16 protein-coding genes are annotated in these 21060 nt (G+C 50.6%); 7 read left to right on the top strand and 9 right to left on the bottom strand.

Features of this window, described 5'->3' with window-relative positions:
* Nucleotides 1-10 precede the first annotated feature (10 nt).
* Nucleotides 11-1411, bottom strand: coding sequence for a YfcC family protein (locus PsAD13_RS06595; RefSeq protein ID WP_063317620.1), 1401 nt, complete (start codon nucleotides 1409-1411; stop codon nucleotides 11-13).
* 305 nt (nucleotides 1412-1716) lie between these two features.
* Nucleotides 1717-2901 (bottom strand): GAK system CofD-like protein, encoded by a 1185-nt coding sequence (locus PsAD13_RS06600; RefSeq protein ID WP_063317621.1) that lies wholly within the window; start codon nucleotides 2899-2901, stop codon nucleotides 1717-1719.
* 372 nt (nucleotides 2902-3273) lie between these two features.
* Here PsAD13_RS06600 and PsAD13_RS06605 point away from each other — a divergent pair, with 372 nt between their 5' ends.
* On the top strand, nucleotides 3274-5100 hold the full coding sequence (locus tag PsAD13_RS06605) for a long-chain fatty acid--CoA ligase (RefSeq protein ID WP_063317622.1): 1827 nt from the start codon (nucleotides 3274-3276) through the stop codon (nucleotides 5098-5100).
* 85 nt (nucleotides 5101-5185) lie between these two features.
* Here the strand turns inward: PsAD13_RS06605 and uxaC are convergent, their stop codons facing one another.
* The 5 genes from uxaC to PsAD13_RS06630 all read right to left on the bottom strand — a co-directional run bounded on the left by uxaC (nucleotide 5186) and on the right by PsAD13_RS06630 (nucleotide 12502).
* Nucleotides 5186-6601: a glucuronate isomerase gene (gene uxaC, locus PsAD13_RS06610; protein WP_063317623.1), complete on the bottom strand. Its 1416-nt coding sequence runs from the start codon at nucleotides 6599-6601 to the stop codon at nucleotides 5186-5188.
* 95 nt (nucleotides 6602-6696) lie between these two features.
* Complete coding sequence (locus PsAD13_RS06615; protein WP_063317624.1) at nucleotides 6697-8175, bottom strand: mannitol dehydrogenase family protein; 1479 nt, start codon at nucleotides 8173-8175, stop codon at nucleotides 6697-6699.
* 15 nt (nucleotides 8176-8190) lie between these two features.
* Nucleotides 8191-10590, bottom strand: coding sequence for a glycoside hydrolase family 31 protein (locus PsAD13_RS06620; RefSeq protein WP_063317625.1), 2400 nt, complete (start codon nucleotides 10588-10590; stop codon nucleotides 8191-8193).
* Between the two features lie 53 nt (nucleotides 10591-10643).
* A complete protein-coding gene (locus PsAD13_RS06625) occupies nucleotides 10644-11966 on the bottom strand; it encodes a TRAP transporter large permease (protein WP_063301348.1) in 1323 nt (440 codons plus the stop codon).
* A gap of 11 nt (nucleotides 11967-11977) precedes the next feature.
* On the bottom strand, nucleotides 11978-12502 hold the full coding sequence (locus PsAD13_RS06630) for a TRAP transporter small permease (protein WP_063317626.1): 525 nt from the start codon (nucleotides 12500-12502) through the stop codon (nucleotides 11978-11980).
* Nucleotides 12503-13157: 655 nt separating this feature from the next.
* Between PsAD13_RS06630 and PsAD13_RS06635 the strand changes: the two genes are divergently transcribed.
* The 6 genes from PsAD13_RS06635 to PsAD13_RS06660 all read left to right on the top strand — a co-directional run bounded on the left by PsAD13_RS06635 (nucleotide 13158) and on the right by PsAD13_RS06660 (nucleotide 19261).
* Nucleotides 13158-14957, top strand: coding sequence for a glycoside hydrolase family 2 (locus PsAD13_RS06635; RefSeq protein WP_063317627.1), 1800 nt, complete (start codon nucleotides 13158-13160; stop codon nucleotides 14955-14957).
* Nucleotides 14958-14970: 13 nt separating this feature from the next.
* The gene (locus PsAD13_RS06640; protein ID WP_057464761.1) at nucleotides 14971-15735 is read left to right on the top strand and encodes an FCD domain-containing protein; all 765 of its coding nucleotides are present in this window, start codon (nucleotides 14971-14973) and stop codon (nucleotides 15733-15735) included.
* A 59-nt stretch (nucleotides 15736-15794) separates the two neighbouring features.
* Nucleotides 15795-16979, top strand: coding sequence for a mannonate dehydratase (gene uxuA, locus PsAD13_RS06645; RefSeq protein ID WP_063317628.1), 1185 nt, complete (start codon nucleotides 15795-15797; stop codon nucleotides 16977-16979).
* Nucleotides 16980-17155: 176 nt separating this feature from the next.
* Nucleotides 17156-17908, top strand: a complete 753-nt coding sequence (locus PsAD13_RS06650) for a metal ABC transporter ATP-binding protein (protein ID WP_208986480.1) — start codon at nucleotides 17156-17158, stop codon at nucleotides 17906-17908.
* Complete coding sequence (locus tag PsAD13_RS06655; protein WP_063286938.1) at nucleotides 17901-18716, top strand: metal ABC transporter permease; 816 nt, start codon at nucleotides 17901-17903, stop codon at nucleotides 18714-18716. The genes PsAD13_RS06650 and PsAD13_RS06655 overlap by 8 nt, the downstream gene beginning before the upstream one ends.
* 119 nt (nucleotides 18717-18835) lie before the next feature.
* On the top strand, nucleotides 18836-19261 hold the full coding sequence (locus PsAD13_RS06660; RefSeq protein WP_057464805.1) for a Fur family transcriptional regulator: 426 nt from the start codon (nucleotides 18836-18838) through the stop codon (nucleotides 19259-19261).
* Here the strand turns inward: PsAD13_RS06660 and PsAD13_RS06665 are convergent.
* Both PsAD13_RS06665 and PsAD13_RS06670 read right to left on the bottom strand, forming a co-directional pair.
* Nucleotides 19247-19999 carry a hypothetical protein gene (locus PsAD13_RS06665; protein ID WP_063317630.1) on the bottom strand — a complete coding sequence of 251 codons (753 nt, stop codon included), beginning with the start codon at nucleotides 19997-19999 and terminating at the stop codon, nucleotides 19247-19249. The genes PsAD13_RS06660 and PsAD13_RS06665 overlap by 15 nt on opposite strands.
* 253 nt (nucleotides 20000-20252) lie before the next feature.
* Nucleotides 20253-21059 carry a response regulator transcription factor gene (locus PsAD13_RS06670; protein ID WP_057464756.1) on the bottom strand — a complete coding sequence of 269 codons (807 nt, stop codon included), beginning with the start codon at nucleotides 21057-21059 and terminating at the stop codon, nucleotides 20253-20255.
* Between the last annotated feature and the right edge of the window lies 1 nt (nucleotide 21060).

Here is a 21060-nt window from a genome sequence, read left to right on the forward strand (position 1 = left end):
GAAACCGCCTTTAAACGCTGAGCGACAGCGCGAGTGAGATCAAAACGAACAGAATGATCACGAGCGGGATGGCAAACCGAAGCCACTTGTCATAAGGCACGCGCCCAATCGCAAGCCCGCCCATCACAACGGCAAAGGTGGGGTTGAACAGGTTCAACAGCCCACTGGCGGATTGGAAGGCCGTGACCACATATTCCGCCCCAACATTGGAGAACCCTGCCAGCGGTGCCATAATCGGCATGGACAACACGGCAAGGCCTGAGGAAGAGGGCACAAAGAACGACAGCACCAGTTCCAGCCAGAACATCACATTGATAAAGGCAACTTTGCTCAGCCCACTGACGGCCTGCTCGGACCAGTAAAGGATCGTGTCGGTAATCGAACCAGCATCCATCACCACAACGATACCGCGGGCAACCCCGATGATCAGCGCGACACCAAGCAAATCACGCGCTCCATCCAGGAAGTTGTCGACGAACTCGTGTTCACCTTGTCGGGCAACGATCCCCACGAGAATAGAGGCAGCAAGGAAGAGGGCAGCCATTTCGCCCATCCACCAGCCAAGGACAGCAACACCGTAGATCAACAGGCCGAATGTGACGACGAAGATCGCCATGATCCAGCCGTGCTTCGCCGTGAAATCGGGAATATCGTCCGTTGAGACGCCTTGCAGGAAGTGTTTTTCGTTTTCTTCCTTCATTTCGGAAACAAGGGAAGAAGTGTGATCAGCCTTCACCTTTGCAGCGTAACGCATGACCCAAGCCACACAGACCAGCCAACCAACAATCAAGATAAGGAAGCGAAGACCGATGCCGTCTGTAAAAGGCACACCAGCTGCATTAGAGGCGATTACAGTTGCAAACGGGTTGATGGTTGAGCCAAGCGTTCCGATGCCTGCACCCAAAAGAATAACGGCAACACCCGTCATAGCGTCATAACCAGCGCGGATCATCACGGGAATGATGAGCGCGTAAAACGCAAGGCTTTCCTCCGCCATCCCATAGATCGTGCCCCCGGCTGCAAAGAAGGCCATCAGTATGGGGATCATCAGGTTCTCTCGCCCCTTCAATCCCGTCATAATCTTGGCGATCCCTGCATCAATTGCACCTGTTCGGGTCACAACCATCAGGAAGCCACCAATCACAAGAACAAAGACCGCAACATCAATTGCATTCGCCGTGTAGGAGATCGGATCATAAAGACCTGCAATTGGAGCCATAAAGACTTCAACGGGACCTTGAGGATTAGCCTCTACCAAATGATAGGTGCCGGGGACCGGAACTTCCTTATCGAGGATTGGGTTGATCACCCGATCATATTTACCAGCAGGGACGAACCAGGTTGCAATTGCAACAAGAATGATGAGGGCAAATAGAATTGTAAACGCGGTAGGAAACTTGAACTTCGACATTTGCTTTTCCGCTTGGTTATGTGTCGAATGTAAACATGCTCCTGCTACCTAATATCTATGCGTATACTTACGTCAACATGTCTTCTGCTTCTTGATTAAGCGTCATCACAAATGAAATATTGCAAAGCGTTGGGGTGTTTTTAAGTAAAGTTGAAGATGATGTTTGAGGTGACCTAACTATGTAGCCGTGATCAACCTGCGATAGGGTAAAGCAAGCTACTGCAAATCATCTGCTTCTGTCAGATGGTGTGCTGCGAAAGGCATAAGTTGTCAAAATACAGTGAGTTAACTGAACGAAAAAGACTTCAGAGAAAACTCAATAACATGCAAACTAGTTTTTTCGGGTCGTAATAAGGAACCGAATGTGTGCTTGTCAGATCAGCACCAATCAGGGAAATGCCTTGAGCTTCCAGCTCAGCCCAATCAAACTCAGCAGCATGTTTTTCATCTGTGACGATAAAGTTGAGCAACTTGTCTGTTGGCGTATCTTTCCCCGCATCAGCGCGCAAATGTTTCAAGAGTGCATCTACCGTCTCATTTGGACTCATCCCGAATTGCTCGGGATCATTGCCGAGGTTGGGTACATAAACTTTCGGGTTTGAGCTACGTGCAATAGACTTGCCCACGCCCTTTGGCAGAAGATTAGCGATCAGGCTGCTGTGAAAGCTTCCCGGAGGATAGCAGATCATGTCTGCAGTCTCGATAAGATGCTGCTTTTTAGGAGAGACCTCAATCTCCACCGGATCACCTCCGGCCAGAGAACGGGTCAGATAGGTCCGTTTAATCTTGCTTGCAATGGGCGAGGTTTCTTTGCCAGTCATATTATGCTGGCCCACAATGATCTCACCAGAATCCAATTCAACAGCCAGATGCAAACGTGCATCAACAGTCGCCAGAACCGTGCCGAGTGTGTTTACCAGTTTTGAGAACAGGAAGATAATCGGATCAAGCTTCTGATTGTTGTTCAGATACCCCCCGGCAAGGATTAGGTTCCCGATACTGGCGCCTCTCAGATCGAAGTCTGATGGCATCGCATCATGAAAAAATGCCAGCTGATGCCGGATCAGGCGTCGCATTGGATTGGGAACCCGTGCGATCAGTTGATCATGCCCTTCCAACAAATCCACCAGTTCACCATGCAAGTCCTCAAGAGAAGCCGTTTTTGGAAACCGATGTGTGAAAAGACGGTAGATCTCGGACTGCCCAAGAACACTTTCATCTGCCAGTGCGATCAAGCGTGAGCGCAGATCTCCAATTGCGGGCATACCAAAGGCATGACGTAAAACAGCAGAACTTCCACCGCTATCAAACGGTGTCATCAGGTGAATGGAGTTGTGGGTGTACTGCTTCAAAGCGCGGGCTGTTGGATTAAGCGCGCTTCCTCCGCTGAAGAACAAGAGGGCAGGGCCAAGTTCTGGCAGACGCTTGTAGCGACTGATGCGAACAGGATCTGGTAGGTTTAGACCGCGCGTAACACTGAACTGCTGCATAAATGAACTTGCCCGACTGAGTGATTTTCGATCCCTGTTACCATAGGAGATCTATTCTTCTGGTTTACCGCTAAATTGCAGAAACCACTCAACTAAATAAACAGCATCCCCAAAGAACTCTAGCGATAATGATTAATCTTTAATGCCTCTAAGAAGCATTAAAGTAAATTTCCAATTAGATATATCAGGAATTCAGTAAAAACTCTGTCAAATCAAAAATGAATATTCGTTGCTCATGAACCAGAGAGATGAAAATAAGAGAAAATACCTGTAGTTCTTGTGGGTTTGATGGGTATTCTTGGTATCTGTATTTGACACCGACAAATTCAGAGGATGTAAAGCTCTGGAAATAATAAAAATAGAGAGAATAACATGAGTTCGCAGGCCCGGCCCGTTGCTCAAGCACAAGCTCAAAACACGTTTAAGTCCATTCCCCAAGCATTCATGGAATCTGTCGAACGCCTTGCCGACAAACCAGCATACTTTGTTCGTGGGAAAGATGGATGGGAAGCAACGAGCTGGATCGAATATGGCGAGCAGGTACGTAACGCTGCAAAAGCACTGCTCGCACTGGGCGTTAATCCCGGCGATGCCGTTTGTATTTTAAGTTACAATCGTCCTGAATGGACTATCATGGATGTAGCTGCCATGATGATCGGGGCTGTTCCAACGGGCATTTACTGGACAGCCGCCGCTCCTGAAATCAATTACATCCTGCGCCATTCGCAAGGCCGCATCTTGCTTGCTGAAACCAAAGCTCAGCTCAAAGGCATAGGCGAGCAGGCAGAGAATATGCGCCACCTGCGTAAGACCATTCGTTTGGATGGGCGCGTCGAAAATCCAGATCAATACACATGGGCCAGCTTTATGTCCCTGGGTGAGAACAGCCCTGGACTGGATGCTGAGCTTGACCAACGCCTCAATGACATTGTTGCCGAGGACATTGCACTCCAGATTTATACCTCAGGGACAACAGGTCTGCCGAAAGCAGTGCAGATCAGCCATCGTGCAATTCGCACAGAGTCCGATGCATTGAATCTGGCCTTCAAGCCGACACCGGCTGACCGCTATATTTCCTATCTGCCCATGGCTCATATCGCAGAGCAGTGCGGCACCATCATTCAGGCTTGTGACACTGGCTACCCGGTTTACTACGCTAAGTCCGTGACCAGCCTCGGCGAGCATTTGCCAGAGGTGAGGCCGACTGTAACCTTTGGTGTTCCGAGGATTTTTGAGAAGATCAATGAGAAAGTCGAAAAGCAGCTCAGCAAAGAGAAAGGCTTCAAGGGCAAGCTTATTCAATGGTCTCTTCAAACGAGTAAGGACTGGTATAAAGAAAGCATAAACGGCAAGTCTGCTGGTTTGGTGCTGAACACCAAAAAGAAGATCGCAAACCGCCTCGTGCTCGATAAGATCAAACACAAGATCGGCCTCGACAAGATGCGCATGTTCGTGAGTGGTGGAGCGCCCGTATCCAAGCGTGTTCTGGAGGCCTTTACAGGACTGGATATTGTTATCCGCGAAGTCTATGGCCAGTCAGAGAACTGTGGTGGTGCGACCATCAACATCATTGGAGCAACCCGTCTGGGATCTGTGGGCAAACCGATGGATGGTGTCACGATCAAAATCGCAGCAGATGGTGAGATCCTCTGCAAGGCAGACACCAACTTCTCTGGTTATGCGCATGACCCTGCCGCAACAGATGAAGCATTACGCGATGGTTGGCTCTACAGCGGTGATATCGGCTATTTCGACAAGGAAGGCTATCTCTTTATCACAGGCCGTAAAAAAGAGCTTATCATCACGTCTGGAGGTAAGAACATCTCGCCTGCGTTGCTTGAGCAAGACCTTATGGAAATTCCTTTTGTCGAATATGCTGTTGTTGCAGGCAACAATCAGAACTTTTTAAGCGCTCTGATCACCATTGATGGGGCGATGGCACAGCGATTTGCAACCGAGAATAACATCAAACCAGAAGATGTTCTGAAATCAGATCAGTTGCGGAGTGTAATTCAGGCCAGCATCAAAAAAGTGAATGCACGTCATTCGCGGGTTGAACGCATTCGCAAGTTTGAGATCTTACCGGATGGCTTCTCAATCCAGACAGGCGAACTGACGCCAACATTGAAGATCAGGCGTGCTAAAGTGCTCAATAACCATGCTGATGCTCTGGAAGCAATCTATAAGCACGACGATTAAAGCAGGTCCCTGATGTCAGAAACCCCTTGGTCCAGAGGCATGGTCCAAGGGGCTTCCAAGGGATAAAGCAGGAGCAAAAGCTTACCTACTTTTCATCAAGGAACCAGTTTGCTGCATTGTTGTAACAAATGTCCCTGATCATGCCTCCCGCAAGCTCAAAATCACCCGGAATGTGGCCTTTATCCATCCACTCCCCAACGATCCTGCAAAGCAAGCGACGGAAATGCTCGTGTCGAGGGAAAGATAGGAACGATCTGCTGTCTGTCAACATGCCGAGGAACTGGGAAAGCAGTCCCATCTGCGCAAGTTGTGTCATCTGGCGTTCCATGCCGTCCAGCTGGTCATTGTGCCACCAGCCTGTTCCTGCTTGAATTTTGCCGCCGAAGGAACCGTCCTGGAAATTTCCGGCTGTTGTTACGACAACTTCGTTCTTGGTTGGATCAAGAGAATACAGCACAGTTCTGGGCAATGCTTTTTCACGATCTAACGTGTCGAGGAACTGGTTGAGTGGATTAGCAAGCTCACGATCATCAATGCCATCACAACCGACATCTGGTCCAAGAGCCTTGAACATGCGGCTGCGGTTGTTCCGTGTCGCACCAATGTGCATTTGCATGACCCAACCAAGTTTGGCGTATTCCTTGCCAAGAAACACCTGAACAGCTGACTGGAATGCAGTCACATCATCAAGACTTAGAGTTGCTCCGCTTTGTCCCTCTTTGAAGATACGGTTCAGCTCAGCACCGGACGGAACCGGACAGAACAACATGGAATCCAGACCATGGTCCGCCGCACGGCAACCATGTCGGCCAAAGTGATCCAGCCGCATGGAAAGTGCTTCAAGCAGGCGCTCATACTTATCGATATGGAAACCAACGGTTCTGCTGAGTTTCATGATGTAATCAGGAAACGTCGGCTTATCGATCTTAAAGGCCGGGTCAGGCCGGAAGGTAGGCCGAACAACCATTGTAGAGGTTGGATCCTGCGCGATCATCTTATGCCAATGCAGGTCATCGCAAGGGTCATCAGTCGTTCCCAGCATCTTCACGTGCTGCATCTGCAACAGGCCACGAGCGGAAAATGGTTTGGTCGCAAGCTTTCCGTTACAAACTTCCCAGACAGTCTCAGCGGACTTCTCTGAGAGGATCACACCTTCCAGCCCGAAGTAGCGATACATCTCCAGATGCGTCCAATGGTACAGCGGGTTCCCAAGAAACTTCGGCATCACGGAAGCGTAGGCGAGGAACTTCTCTTTGAAGCTGGTGTCCTTGCCGGTGATCAGGCTTTCATCAATCCCGGCCCACCGCATAGCACGCCATTTGTAGTGATCGCCCTCAAGCCAGACGCGGCCAATGTCATCAAAGCGATGGTCTTCAGCAATGGTCTGCGGACATAAGTGGTTGTGGTAGTCCACGATTGGCATTTCAGCTGCATAATCGTGGTAAAGCCGCTGTGCTGCTTCTGTCTCGAGGAGGAAGTCTTGTCCAAGAAATGGCTGCATCGTTTTTGCCCTGAGGTAGGGGGATTGATCCTGTGACCAATCCCTGAGTATGAGCGTTTGCTCAGCCTGTGGCCGAGCAAGATTTTCCTTAAAACCTAGTCAGCCAAATCAGCGATAGCCTGCGCGGCACCTTTTTCTGCCACTGCTTGGTAGGCCTTGTGAACCGCTTCCTTGAACTCATCGTTAGCAACAAGTTCAGATGGGAACACAGAATCCAAGGCAAGCAGAGTATCGACATAGGTTGTTGCGTCGCCGCCGTCTTTGGCGACAATTTCGGTAAGCTTCTCTTTCATTGGATCAACTACTTCGTAACTTTCGCCATTGCGATCCGCGCGGATGTAGTTCATCCAGCCACCAATACCGAGCACCAGATGACGATAGTCGCCGCCATTGGCGAGATGAAACTTCACAGAGTTTAACCAGCGCTGCGGCATCTTCTGTGTTCCATCAGCAGCAATCTGCCAGGTACGGTGTTTCAGTTTGGAGTTGGAATAACGTTTGAGCAATGAGACCGCATAAGCCTCCAAATCCACATCGCCTGGAACATCTAGTGTGGGCAGCTGTTCATCCACCATCAGTTTGCGTGCTTCTGCGTAAAACACAGGATCGGCAGCGCAATCTGCAATGGTCTCCTTGCCAGCAAGGAAGCCAAGGTAGGCAAGGAAGGAATGAGAGCCGTTCAGAGTGCGAAGCTTCATCTCTTCAAACGGCTCAACATCCGCAACAAGTTGCGCGCCAGCAAGCTCCCACTGTGGTCGTCCAGCTTTGAAGTTGTCTTCAATCACCCACTGACGGAACGGCTCACATACGATGCCATTCAGATCAACTTGTCCGCCAAGGCTCTCGCGGATGAGGTCTCGGGACTCGTCAGTCAGCGCAGGCACGATGCGGTCCACCATGGTGGATGGAAAAGAGACATTGGTCTCAATCCAAGCCGCCAACTCTGCATTCTGCTTGGCAGCAAACTCACGAACGGCAATCCCGCAGAGCACGCCATTATGAGGAAGGTTATCGCAAGACATCACCGTGATAGGGCCGTTGCCAAGCGCCCGACGTTTCGCAAGGCCGGCGACGATCAACCCGATAGCGGTTTGGGGAGCTTCTGGTGCTTTAAGGTCCTGCTGGATCATTGAATTGTCCAGATCCAGCTTCCCGTTTGTAACGCAGTAGCCTTTTTCGGTAATGGTGAGAGAAATGACCTTCAACTGCTCTTCGGCTAGTCCGTCGATCAGCGTTGAAACGCCATCGCGTGCTATGTGCTGTGTTTCGCAAACAGCGCCGAGGAGCCGGGTATTTGTGCCTTCATCAGCAGTCTCAACCAACGTGTAGAGGTGATCATTCTCTGCCAGCTTATCGAGCAGATCCGGCGTTCCGAACAACTCAATCACCCGCAGGCCCCAATCACCACCACCGGCAGCAAGTGTTTCGTGCAGATGCATTGCAACGTGAGCACGGGCAAAGGCACCAAAACCAATATGAGCAACACGCGGCTTTAGTGATGTACGATCATAAGATGGGACAGACACATCACCTGGAAGCGCATTGAGATCGAGTTTCTGAAATTCAAAAGTCATAGGAGGTGGACCTTATCAAAGCTCATTGAGTGAGAAAGTGTGAGTGTCATCCGAAACCTGTTGTCCGTTCACGACCACAGTCGGAACAAGACCATTCGGTGAGCGGCCTTTGATGAAAACGGAAAGTTCTCGTCCATCAATCTCAAGTGAACCGCTGCGGCACAAAGTTAAAATTTGCTCGTTGGAACTGCAGGAAAGAACCATATGCAAGGTGCTGTGCGTGCCATCGAGCCATTTATGGCTGATGCCATCATCTTCAAAAACAGCAAGCTCTCGCTTTCCGGTGCCTTGGAACGGGAAGATCGCCAGGGCTTCAAGATGGCACTCAGTGGTGTTTTTAACTGTTGGGTTAGCAAGCGGAATGACGGTACCAGCACGCACGAACAGGGGGAGGCGTTCCAAAGGTGCATCAACAACGATGGTTTGTCCGCCCTTGTGATACGCGCCTGTATCGAATTCGTACCAGCCATCGCCATTATCTGGCAGATAAACCTCACGTGTTGTTGCACCTTGCTCAACCACAGAAGCAACCAACAGGTCCTTACCGAGCAGATAGTCATCTGTCTCCGCAAAGGTGCAAGCGTCTCCTTCGTGATCAAGGAATGTTGGGCGCAAAAGCGGCTCATCCATCACATGCATATCGTGCAGCATGGTGTAGAAATACGGCATCAGATGCTGACGCAGTTGGATCGCATTGCGGATAAGGGGCGTCACTTCTGGATACATCCAGGCTTCATTGACAGTTGCATCATCATTCCATGAATGGATCGTGAAACGTGGATGCATGACGCCATTTTGAACCCAGCGAACAAACAACTCAGGATCAGGACGAGCACCAGAGAAGCCGCCCACATCGTGGCCGACATTGTAGATACCTGACATCGACAGGCCGAGACCCATCTTGATGTTGTATTTCAGGTTGTTCCAGCCAGTTCGGTTATCACCAGTCCACGTCTGTACATAGCGTTGCAAGCCAGGGCAACCACTGCGAGAGATAAGATAAGGGCGTTCTTCCGGTGCATACTCCACCTGTGCTTCATAAGAAGCACGCATCATCAGGAAAGAATGAAGCGGACGAATGAGCCCGACCTCAATCTCTTCACCAAACCCTTGACAGCGAGCAGAGAAATCCCAGATCTCATACTCGTTATTATCGTTCCAGGTGGAACCGATACCACGTTCAAGCAACTGCTCGGTGACGTTGGCTTTCCACCAGCTCACAGTATCCAGATTGGTGAAGTCGAGGTGAGAACCTTCATCATCCCAGAACAGAGACCGTTCTGGCTGGTCAGCTTCACTGTCCTGAATGAACAGGCCTTTCGCTGCCACATCGCCATACATAGGGTGGTCCTGCAACAAGCAAGGCTTTATGTTCGCGGCGAGATGAACGCCAGCATCCAGAAACTTTGAGGTCATGGCCTTTGGATCAGGACATTTCTCATAGTTCCAGTTGAACACATAGCGCTTGGAGCCAATTGATGTGTAACCGGAGGAAAGCTGGAAACTGTCGCAAGGAATGGCGTGCTCTTTGATCAGATCAACAAAGCCTTCCAGCTGTTCCTGCGCATTCTCCGCATCGGTGTAATACATGGTCGAGCCGGAATACCCGAGGCTCCACTTCGGCGGGAAGATATGCTTGCCAGTCAGCCAAACCTGTGTCTTGGTCACCTCCAATAGGGAAGGGCCAAGCATAAAGTAATAGTCCAGATCTCCGTCTTCAGCACGGTATGATCTGTAAGGCTGATGATAATTGTCGATCTCATTGCCAAGATCAAACCAGCAGCTCGCAAGATTGTCGTAGAACACCCCATAAGAGACGCCAGAACCGGTGCGTGTCAGCGTAAACGGCAGATGCTTGTAAAGTGGGTCGGTGGTCTCTGCATCATACCCCATCGCATCCAGATTACGCATTTCGTAGCTGCGACCATTGCGCAGCAGATTGCCAGCTTTTTCACCGAGGCCATAAATCCGGTCATCTGCAGGTTGGCTGAAGAAATGCGAGTTCTTGTGGTCTTTGACGCCTAGCATATAAGCGCCTGTAGGCCGTTCGCTGGCGATAACCTGGTATGACCCGTCTTCGCTTTTTGCCTCCCAGATTATCTGAAGCGGTGTTTTCACGGAGACGCGCAAAGCCCGCGTCTCCAGTGTAAGTGTGTCCTCTGCGAGCTCCTGCTTAAACTCTGGCAGCGAGAAGCCTTTGACAGAAAGGCGAGACCGGCCTTCAAACGGAACCGGCGTTTCTGCCGGAGTGATGGACCACGTCCGTCCTTGCCGGAACTCACCATTCTTGCGCAAAAGAACCCGAACAAGCTTGTCTTCAAGAACGAACAGAGAAAGCAGATGCTTGTTATCTACAAGCAGGTCAACCCGGTTCTGTTCGGTCTCGATGTAGGACCACTTACCTAGCGTTTTCATTATGCTTCAACCAGTTTTGTTGGGTGTTGTTATGGTTGCAAAGTGTCTGTCTGTTATCCGCCGTAACCAAGAATGACCCGCGGCAGGAACAGGCTGATTTCTGGAATGAAAGTCACCAGCATCAGGATGGAAATCACCGCTGCATAGAACGGCAGCATTGGTTTGATCAGATCCTGAATAGCAACCTTGCCTACAGAGCAGCTGATGAACAGCGCACTGCCCACTGGCGGCGTAATGATGCCGATGCACAGGTTGTAGGTCATCATGATACCGAAGTGCACAGGATCCATGCCAAGCTCAGTCGCGACAGGCAGGAAGATTGGTGTGAAGATCAGCAGCGCAGGGGTCATGTCCATAAAGGTGCCAATTACCAGCAGACAGATGTTGATCACCAGCATGATGATGAATGGGTTTTCTGAGACATTCGCCAGTGCTTCACCAATTGCGTACGGAATGTCAGAGAACGTCATGGCCCAGGACATGCCGATAGAACACCCGATCAGCAGCAGCACGATGGAACTGGTGATCGCACTCTCAAGAATGATGGTAGGTAGATCAGTGACCTTCACTTCGCGGTAAATGCCAACCGCCAACAGCAGGGTGTAAACCACTGCCACCGCAGAAGCTTCAGTCGCTGTAAAGACGCCACCAATGATTCCACCCATGATGATGAAGATGAGCAACAACGGCAGGAAAGCATCAGCGATTTTGAAGAGGATCTCTTTGAAACTTGGCAGCGGGATCAGCGGATAGCCGCGTTTCGCAGCAACGATACCAGCCACAACCATCACACCAAGACCCATCAGGATACCTGGCAAGTATCCGGCAACGAACAACGTTGCCACGGATGTACCACCAGAAATTAGAGAGTAAACGATCAGCGTTGAGGAAGGTGGGATCAGCATGCCAGTTGGGCAGGAGGCAGCGTTCACCGCAGCAGAAAAGGCAGGGTCATAGCCTTCTTTGCGCTGTAGCGGAGACATGATGCCACCGATTGCAGCAGCAGAGGCTACAGCAGAGCCCGAAATGGAGCCAAACAGCATATTTGCCAGAACATTGACGTGTGCCAAAGCCCCCGGCAAACGACCACCAACAATCTTGGCCAGCTCAATCAAGCGGCGTGCGATACCGCCAGAGTTCATGATGTTGCCAGCGAGAATGAAGAAGGGGATCGCCAACAGCGTAAAGCTGTCCAGACCACTCGCCATCTTCTGTGAAACAACAAAAAGGGCCTGATCAAACGAGATCAAAAAGGTGATTGTTGCTGTTGCCGCCAGCCCGATTGCAAAGGAGATCGGCACGCCGAGTGTAACGAGAACGCCAAACACACCAAACAGAATAAGACCGCTTTGAAGCTCACTACTTAAAAATTCCATCAGACTTACTCTTATTTTGCAGCAGGATCAGCGGCGTCAGGTATCTGGTCGTTTGGACCTGTACCCGTGCCATTGACGAGACCAATGAAGAACTCAATGCAGTAGAACAGCATGATGCCGCCAGAGAACGGAATAGCTGCGTAGATGTAGCCCATTGGAACGCGAAGAGCGGGCGAGACCTGCCCGTTGGCGAGTGTCTTCAGGACCAGTTGTCCGCCGCCGTAAAGCATGACAACACCTGAGAAGAACGCGATCGCCAGAATGATGAAGTAATCTGAAAACAATTTCCGATTGCCGACCAGTGAGCCGGTTAAAAGATCAATTGCCAGGTGTCTTCGCATTCCAAGCGTATAGGCCGCACCAATCAGGCCGATCCACATAAACATGAAACGAGCAAGTTCATCGGTCACGGTGCTTGGCGTGCCAAGAACGTATCTCGAAAAAACCTGCCAAACCACACACACCACGAGCACGACAAAAACCGACACCGTGACGGCCTTGAGGATCGTGTTAACTATTTTGGTCAGCGCTTGCATTTTGTTTCCCTAATCCAGGTGAAGGCGCGGGCTCAGTATGCAGAAAGAATCTACAGTGGGCGACCAATTTCTCCTGAGGGGTTGTTCAGGAGATCTTGAATTCGTGAGAGGGTTTCAGTTGGAGATCTGCAAATCTACGGATATCCAATGAATCCAATTAAATTACCTCTCCTCCAATTAATTGCTGATTTTTGATTATTGGTCAACCAATATGATAAAATGGTTTGACAATGTCGCAGTTTTGTACAAATGTGACATGTGTGGAGAGAGGTTTGGTTGATCTCCTTTCTCCACAATTCAACGGTATCAGCGGAATTGCTCTGACCTCTTGTTTTTAAAGGAAGATGTAGAGACGGGAGCAACGCCAACCAATGGTAGCGTGCTGAAAGATGTATTCTGAGGCAATGGGAAGGGGAACAAGCTCTCGGTCAGCTATTTAAACTATTTATAACAGTAGCTTGAGAGTTTGGATTATTGGTTTGATACATACATTTCGGAATGATGAGGCTCTTTGAGTGTACAGAGGTTCCGGTGTGATGATTTTCAGATCAATGGCACATTCGCCTGATTTTCTCAAATACACACAAATAGGTCGACCAACTTGGACGGATGTCCCAACAACGACGAAACCAATATTGGTCAACGAGGATCAGTGATGCTTGAGCGGATGGAAGGTGCCGATAACGGCCTGGCTTGCTTGCATGATGAGGACTATGACGTTCCTTTCAATAAGCAGAATCTGAACAGCAGTACGCTGATTTTCACGGGTGGCCGTAAAGCTGAGTCGCTAAACGGAGAGTGGAACTTCTGCGTCGACCTGCTGGACACCGGGCTGCGCCAGAAATGGTTCTCTTTCACTTCAGAAGCGCCGGAAGATAAGACTGAGCCGTACGATTACGACCCTTATGCAGGCGAAACCGTTCCAGTCCCTTCGTGCTGGTCCATGCTCAAGGACAAATGGTACTTCTTTGAAGGCAGTGCGTGGTACACCCGCTCACTGGATCTGGAAGAATTGCCGGAAGACGAACGCCTTTTCCTCAGAGTAGGGGCGGCTCAATACGATTGTAAGGTGTTCCTGAATGGCGAGTTTCTCGGCAACCACTACGGCGGGTCCACACCATTCAATGTAGAGCTAACCGATCACGCAAAACCGGGTCGCAACTGGTTGATGCTGTGCGTGAACAACACCCGCACCCTCGACCGCGTGCCAATGCGAAATACCGATTGGTTCAACTACGGTGGCATTTATCGGGACGTAGAGCTCTATAGAACCCCGAAAACATTCATCTCAGATTTCTTCGCTTACCTGATCCCTGACAGCTCCTACGATAAAATCGTGATTGAGCTGCAGGTCAACGGCCCAGACAGAGCGTCCGTCACAGTCGAATTCAAAGAGTTGGGCATCAAGTCTGAGGTTCCCGTTGACAAAGACGGGTTCGGAAAACTGGTTATCCCATCAAAACCAGAGCTGTGGTCACCAGAACACCCGCGCCTCTATCAGGCAACAGCCTCTGTTGGAGAAGATCGTGTCGAAGACATGATCGGGTTCCGTCAGATAGATCAAGTCGGAACGGACGTTCAGCTCAATGGCAAGCCAATCTTTTTTCGAGGCATCTCCGTGCACGAGGATGACGAGTTTACCGGTAAAGTCTTGCGTGATGAGGATCTGGAGCAACGGTTCCGACATGCTAAAGAGCTGAACTGCAATTTCATGCGGTTCGCCCATTACCCGCACGATGAACGCGCGGCAAAAATGGCAGACCGCGAAGGCATTCTTCTTTGGGAGGAAATTCCGGTTTACTGGGCAATCGACTTCAAGAACCCGGATACCCTCAAAGACGCCCGCAACCAGCTTCAGGAGCTGATCAAGCGTGATCGCAACAGAGCATCTGTCGTCATCTGGTCTGTTGGAAACGAGAACCCAGACACTGACGAGCGCCTCTCGTTCATGAAGCATCTGGTTGATACTGCAAAAGAGATGGACCCGACACGTCTGACTTCTGCTGCCTGTCTCGTGAACCACACCAAGAACCGTATCGAGGATCGCCTGATCCAGCATATCAATGTGATCGGCATTAACGAGTACTATGGTTGGTATGAGGAGAATTTCGACGACCTGATCGACTTCCTGGACAACTCCGAGCCGGGCAAACCTGTGGTCATCTCCGAAACTGGTGCAGATGGTTACATCGGTGAGGGGAAACTGGAGAAGGGCTTCTTCAGTGAGAGTTACATGGCTGAGGTTTACCGCAAGCAGATTGCCACCTTACGCCAGCGAGAATTCGTAAAGGGCATCTCACCATGGATCCTCTATGATTTCCGTGTCGAACGTCGACAGAATATGTTCCAGCAAGGCTGGAACCGCAAAGGCTTGATCGCCTCAGACAAGAAAACAAAGAAAACAGCCTTCAAACTTCTTGCAGATTTTTATGCAGAGCTGAAAGCGAAAAACTGATCTGGATTGCACCATGACATTAGACTCGAACAGAAGACGTTATCAGGATGTGGCAGAAGAGCTGGTTCGCGATTTGGCGAACGGTGCTTTTGCAATTGGTGACAAGCTCCCTACAGAGCGCAAGATTTCTGAGGATCTGGGCGTTAGTCGGTCGCTGGTCAGAGACGCGATGATCATGTTGGAAGTGCAGGGGCTTGTTGATGTCCGCAAAGGCTCAGGTACTTATGTTCTTCGTCTTCCGGGTGATGTGACACCAGACAGTTCACTAGAGCAGGACATTGGCCCATTTGAACTGCTGCAGGCTCGCCAGCTGCTGGAAAGCAACATTGCAGCTTTCGCCGCAACAATGGCGACCAAAGCTGATGTGATGCAAATGCGCGAGACGCTGGCAAAGGAACGGGTTGAAATTGAATCTGGTTCCGGAAGTCACAAAGCTGACGAGGAGTTCCACCGTCTGGTCGCTCAGGCAAGCCAGAACTCTGTCCTGACTGAATCAGTTGAGCATCTTTGGACCCTGCGCAAACGTTCCCGCATGTGGGAGCAACTGCATCAGCGCATCTTCGACCAAGGCTATCAGATTAAGTGGTTGGATGATCACCAGGCAATCCTGTCGGCGCTGCAATGCCGGGATCCGCAAATGGCCCGGCAAGCCATGTGGCAGCATCTGGAGAATGTGCGCATGACACTGCTGGAGCTTTCAGATGTCGACGATCCTGCATTTGACGCATACCTGTTTGATACCGATCCGCTGGCAGCGGTGAACGATCTCAAAAAATAACCGAAGTGAAATGTTAAACCGGGCCTTGGCCCCAAAATTTGAAAAGCAAAGAGCTAAACATGGAACAGACTTGGCGCTGGTATGGCCCACATGATCCGGTCACTCTCAAAGATGTTCGGCAGGCAGGGGCAACGGGCATTGTCACCGCTCTCCATCACATCCCGAATGGCGTAGTGTGGCCAGTTGAAGAAATTCAAAAGCGCAAAGACGAGATCGAAGCTGCTGGTCTTGTCTGGTCTGTTGTCGAAAGTGTTCCGGTCCATGAGCATATAAAAACGCGCACTGGGGATTTCGAAAAGTATATCGAGACCTATAAGCAATCTATCCGCAATCTAGTGGCCTGCGGCATCACCAAGATCTGCTACAACTTCATGCCTGTACTTGACTGGACACGTACAGATCTGACCTACGAACTAGAAACAGGCGCGACCTGTCTTCGCTTTGATGCAGATGTCTTCACAGCCTTCGATATCTTCATTCTCGAGCGCCCGAACGCTAAAGAAGAATACTCTGCAGAAGAAGTTGCGCGCGCAACCGCTGTCTTCGAGGCGATGTCTCAGGAAGATAAAGACGGATTGGTTAGAACGATCCTGGCCGGCCTTCCAGGTTCGGAAGAATCCTACACGGTTGCAGATATTCGCGCCCACCTGGAGCGCTACAACGGCATTGATGCAGATAAGCTAAGAGAGCATCTGGCACTGTTCCTCAAAGAGGTCATTCCAGTGTGCGCAGAAACTGGAGCGGTGATGGCAATCCATCCGGATGATCCTCCGCGTCCTCTGCTGGGCTTACCGCGGGTATGCTCAACTGAATCCGATTATGAATATATTTCGAAGGCAGTCGATGTACCTGAAAACGGCTTTACATTCTGCACTGGCTCTCTGGGTGTTCGGGCTGATAATGATCTTGTAGGCATTGTGCAGCGCTACGCCAAGCGCATCCATTTCGTCCACCTGCGGGCCACCAAACGTGAAGACAATCCGCTGTCCTTCCACGAGGCGGACCATCTGACCGGCGACGTTGATATGGTTGGTGTGATCTCAGCCTTGGTGGATGAAGAAGAGCGTAGGAAAGCAGCTGGCTCTGATGATCTGATACCGTTCCGTCCAGACCACGGCCATGCCATGCTCTCAGACCTGCAAATGAAATCTGCGCCGGGTTATCCAGCAGTGGGCCGTTTGCGGGGCCTTGCAGAGTTACGAGGTGTTGAAACAGCAATACGAGCGATGCGCGAACCTGCATAAACTAAATTCGCAAAATCAAACATCAACAAGCCGGGGCATTGCTCCGGCTTTTTTGTACTCACTGTGAAATCAACGAATATTTTATTTGTGTAATATTATTACATAACATATAAAAGTCATCCCCTTCGTGGAGCTGCCCACGGTGAGTTGAGGTGCCTATTGTGCAATTGATTGAGATGGATGGAGTTGGGATCAAACGGCAAGGCCGTTGGTTGATCCAGAATGTGACTCTGAGTGTGAAAGCTGGTGAGATTGTAACGCTCATCGGGCCGAATGGAGCTGGCAAAAGCACGACCGCGAAAACCGCATTAGGCGTGTTGAAAGCAGATGCCGGAAAGATCAAGCGCAAACCCAATCTCAAAGTCGGCTATGTCCCTCAGAAGCTCGCCGTGGACTGGACAATGCCTTTGACTGTCGGCCGCTTGATGAGCCTGACCGCCAAACCGTCCAGGGCTGAGATTGATAAGGTGCTGGAGAAAACGGGTATCTCGCATCTCATCGATGCCAATGTGCAGCAGCTTTCGGGTGGTGAATATCAAAGAGCACTGTTGGCAAGAGCGATCCTGCGCACGCCAGACCTTCTCGTTCTGGATGAGCCGGTACAGGGTGTCGACTATTCTGGTGAGATAGCTCTTTACAATCTGATCCTCGAAATTCGTGAGGAACTGAACTGCGGTATCCTGCTCATTTCGCACGACTTGCACGTGGTGATGGCGCAGACAGATACAGTGGTTTGCCTTAACGGCCATGTGTGCTGCAGCGGTGCACCAGAACATGTGGCAGCCTCTGATGCCTACAAGCAGCTCTTCGGGGATGCTGCCTCACAGTCTCTGGCGATCTACCACCATCATCACGACCACAGCCATAAGGCCGACGGAACAATCGTTCCATCCAAAGGGGATTCTGGAGACTGCTGCGATCATGGATGATTTTATTCTAAGAGCCATGTTGGCCGGGATTGGACTTGCGCTTGTCAGCGGACCACTCGGCTGCTTCGTCGTCTGGCGTCGGATGGCTTATTTCGGCGATACCATGTCCCACTCAGCGCTTCTTGGCGTTGCGCTTGCCTTCCTGTTGAACATCAATCTCATGGTAGGCGTACTGGGTGTGACAGTAACGGTCTCCTTGTGTTTGCTCATCTTGCAAAAACGGGGGGCGCTCTCAACGGATGCTTTGCTGGGGTTACTATCGCATTCGGCCCTTGCACTCGGCATGGTCCTGATTGCGTTCATGAGCTCAGTGCGTTTTGATCTGCTCTCTTTGCTGTTTGGGGATATCCTCGCTGTTGGCAATGAGGACGTCATTGCAATTTACGCCTGCGCCGCAGTTATTCTCGGTTTGATGTACTTTCTCTGGCGCCCATTGCTGGCGTCCACGGTCAATCGGGAACTGGCGGAAGCTGAAGGTTTCAATCCAGACCTGACACAGCTCGTTTTCATGGTCATGATGGCAGCAATCATCGCCATTGCTATGAAGATCGTCGGTGTTTTGTTGATCACAGCGCTTCTGATTATTCCAGCAGCGACAGCGCGCTGGTTTGCTAGAACACCGGAGCAAATGGCCGTTGCCTCATCTATCATCGGTGTGGCGAGTGTTATTCTTGGTCTGGAAGGCTCACTACAGTTTGACAGCGCGTCCGGTCCATCCATCGTAGTGGCCAGCCTGTGCTTATTTTTGCTTTCATTGTTTGCATCCCGGCTCATAAACAGAGTATTGGGAAAGGAGCGAGGGCAGTAGAGCGTATTCCCGAAAAGTGGTTCCGGTTTTTGGATAGGAAGACGCTTGAGAACAAAGTGTTCGGGCTTGATGCGTGAATGCATAGGAACGCAACAAGCTTTGGAGTGAAAGAAGTGGCAATGGCAACTGCAGAAGTGAAGCTCACTAAAAATCAGCGTCTGGTTCTGGACTTGCTGTGCGCTTCAGATGCACCTATGAGCGCGTACTCCATTCTGGATCAACTTCGCTCTGAGGGACTTCGCGCACCACTGCAGGTCTACCGTGCTCTGGACAAGCTCATCGGACTGGGTCTGATCCATCGCCTTGAAAGCATGAACGCTTTTGTCGCGTGTGCACATCCCTCATGTCATTCTGTAGAGATGGTTGGCTTTGCGATTTGTGAAGCTTGTGGCAAAGCGCTGGAATTTGCTGACAATGATGTCGCGGAAATTCTGAGCGGTTGGGCAAGCGCGAATGGTTTTGATGCCAAATCAACTTCCATCGAGATTAAAGGCACCTGTGCATCCTGCCAAGAAAAGTTGGAAAGCTCCTCAGGAGCTGAGTGAGAACCTACGCCGTAGATCAAAGAGGCTGGGTACATCACTCTCTGTGTGGTGCAGTTCTGAAGGTTCGATCAGTTCTCGCGAAATCCAATTTGTCGTGTAAAGCAAAGGCTTCTTCTGTTGGCGCGACGTTGGCTGGCCGCCAAACCCGCTGCCATCGACAAGAATAAGATCACTTGGAAGTTTTCGCCGAAGTTCGGAGAGGCTGGAAAACAGCAGGGAACGGTTCTTACTACATACCTGTAATCCGGTGGCTCGTTCTGCAAGTCTTGCAAGGATATCCGGGAACGAGCGTGTACGTTCACTCACCACGTATCTCAGAAAGATGCCGGGTGAGTAATCCCCAAACAGACTTTCAATGTCGTCCTCTGGATGTACTTCGCTCCAATTGCGAAACGGAACATACAACGCATTTTCGTTGTTGTAGAAGGCCTCATGGCTAACCGTGTTGAAGTGGCCTTGATGTTTGGACGAAAACACAAGGTTCAACTGGTTCTGCTCAGGCGCTACAGCTTCATCTATAATGCGGAGCCCACCATTATAAAGCGGATCTCCATAGGCAAGCACAAGTGCACCAGAAATACGTTGAAACGTCTGGTCGAACTCTCTGTCCGGTGAGGGACCGATGCTTAAGAGCAAATCAGAAGCAACAAGGGTGCGCGTGGGGATCGGACATATACCGCCATGATCGCTCCAAATGACCTCAAGGTCGCTCAAACTGGCAAAATCGCTTGGCTGCACAGTTTTCTAGTCCTCTGAAAGATTGAAGCCGGGCCTTGGGAGCCTACAAAATCAATAATGAGGAAAAGTTGACGCTACGGCAAGTGCGTGTAGGGCGCAAACAGTCAAACTGGAAAAACAAATTGCTTGCTGTGGCAAGAGCGCTACAGCAACGCCACCTGTTGGACTGGTCGTTGCTGTAACACCCGTAAAAGGAAGGAGAATAAACTGCGGCGAGGGAGCGGTATTCTCGCCACAGGTGTGTCAGTTCCGTTTAAGGAGCTGCAACATACGTTGGCTGCAATGTGGAGGATGGTGTCACACCAGCACCCGCGCCTGAGATTTTGTAGCCATTGGCTCCGCGGCGTGCATTGGTCTTGGCACGCGCCGCTTTGCGGTTGCCGCCACGATAATCCACGTTGATGCCCAACTCATTGATCATTGCGACCAGCTGAGAGCGGGAATAGAAGCCCAGGGTGCTCAGCAGTGCAGAAACATGATGCTTCACGGTCGCTTCGGAAATTCCGAGCTCATGAGCGATCTGTTTGTTCAACTTACCTTCTTTCAAGTAAGTCAAAATGGTTGCCTGACGGCGTGTCAGATTGGCCAGACCTTCATAAAAGTCGATACCAAATGCGTTCTGTGCATCTTCGGACTCAGTGGTCACCTCAACAGTGCCGCCGGTCAAAATCGCTTTGAAGACAGAAAAATCAGCAGTCTTTGGAACAGCTGCACTTGCACCACGGGCAATGAAGTAATCTGCAAGGCCCGGATTGTCTTGCTCAAGCAGCATGACAAGGCTGGAAATCTCATAGGTCTCCAGCAGTGCGGATGCCGTGCCTAGTCCTGGTGCCCCCTTCATACGAGGGTTCACAAGTACCACTGCGGAAGGGTGAAGTTCTACCCAAGTCTGCAACTCGGAAAAGCTTTTTGTCACAAGTACATTCACGCCATGACACTCATTGGAGTAGATACTCGCAAGTGCTCTGGAAAATGCCGGATGTGGATCACCAATAATAACAGTGTGCATGGAAACCTTCTCCCTTAGGGTTCCAACAGTGGACTGACGCTCCCGATACATA

Origin of the sequence: Pseudovibrio sp. Ad13 (assembly GCF_001623225.1) — a bacterium.
GTDB lineage: Bacteria > Pseudomonadota > Alphaproteobacteria > Rhizobiales > Stappiaceae > Pseudovibrio.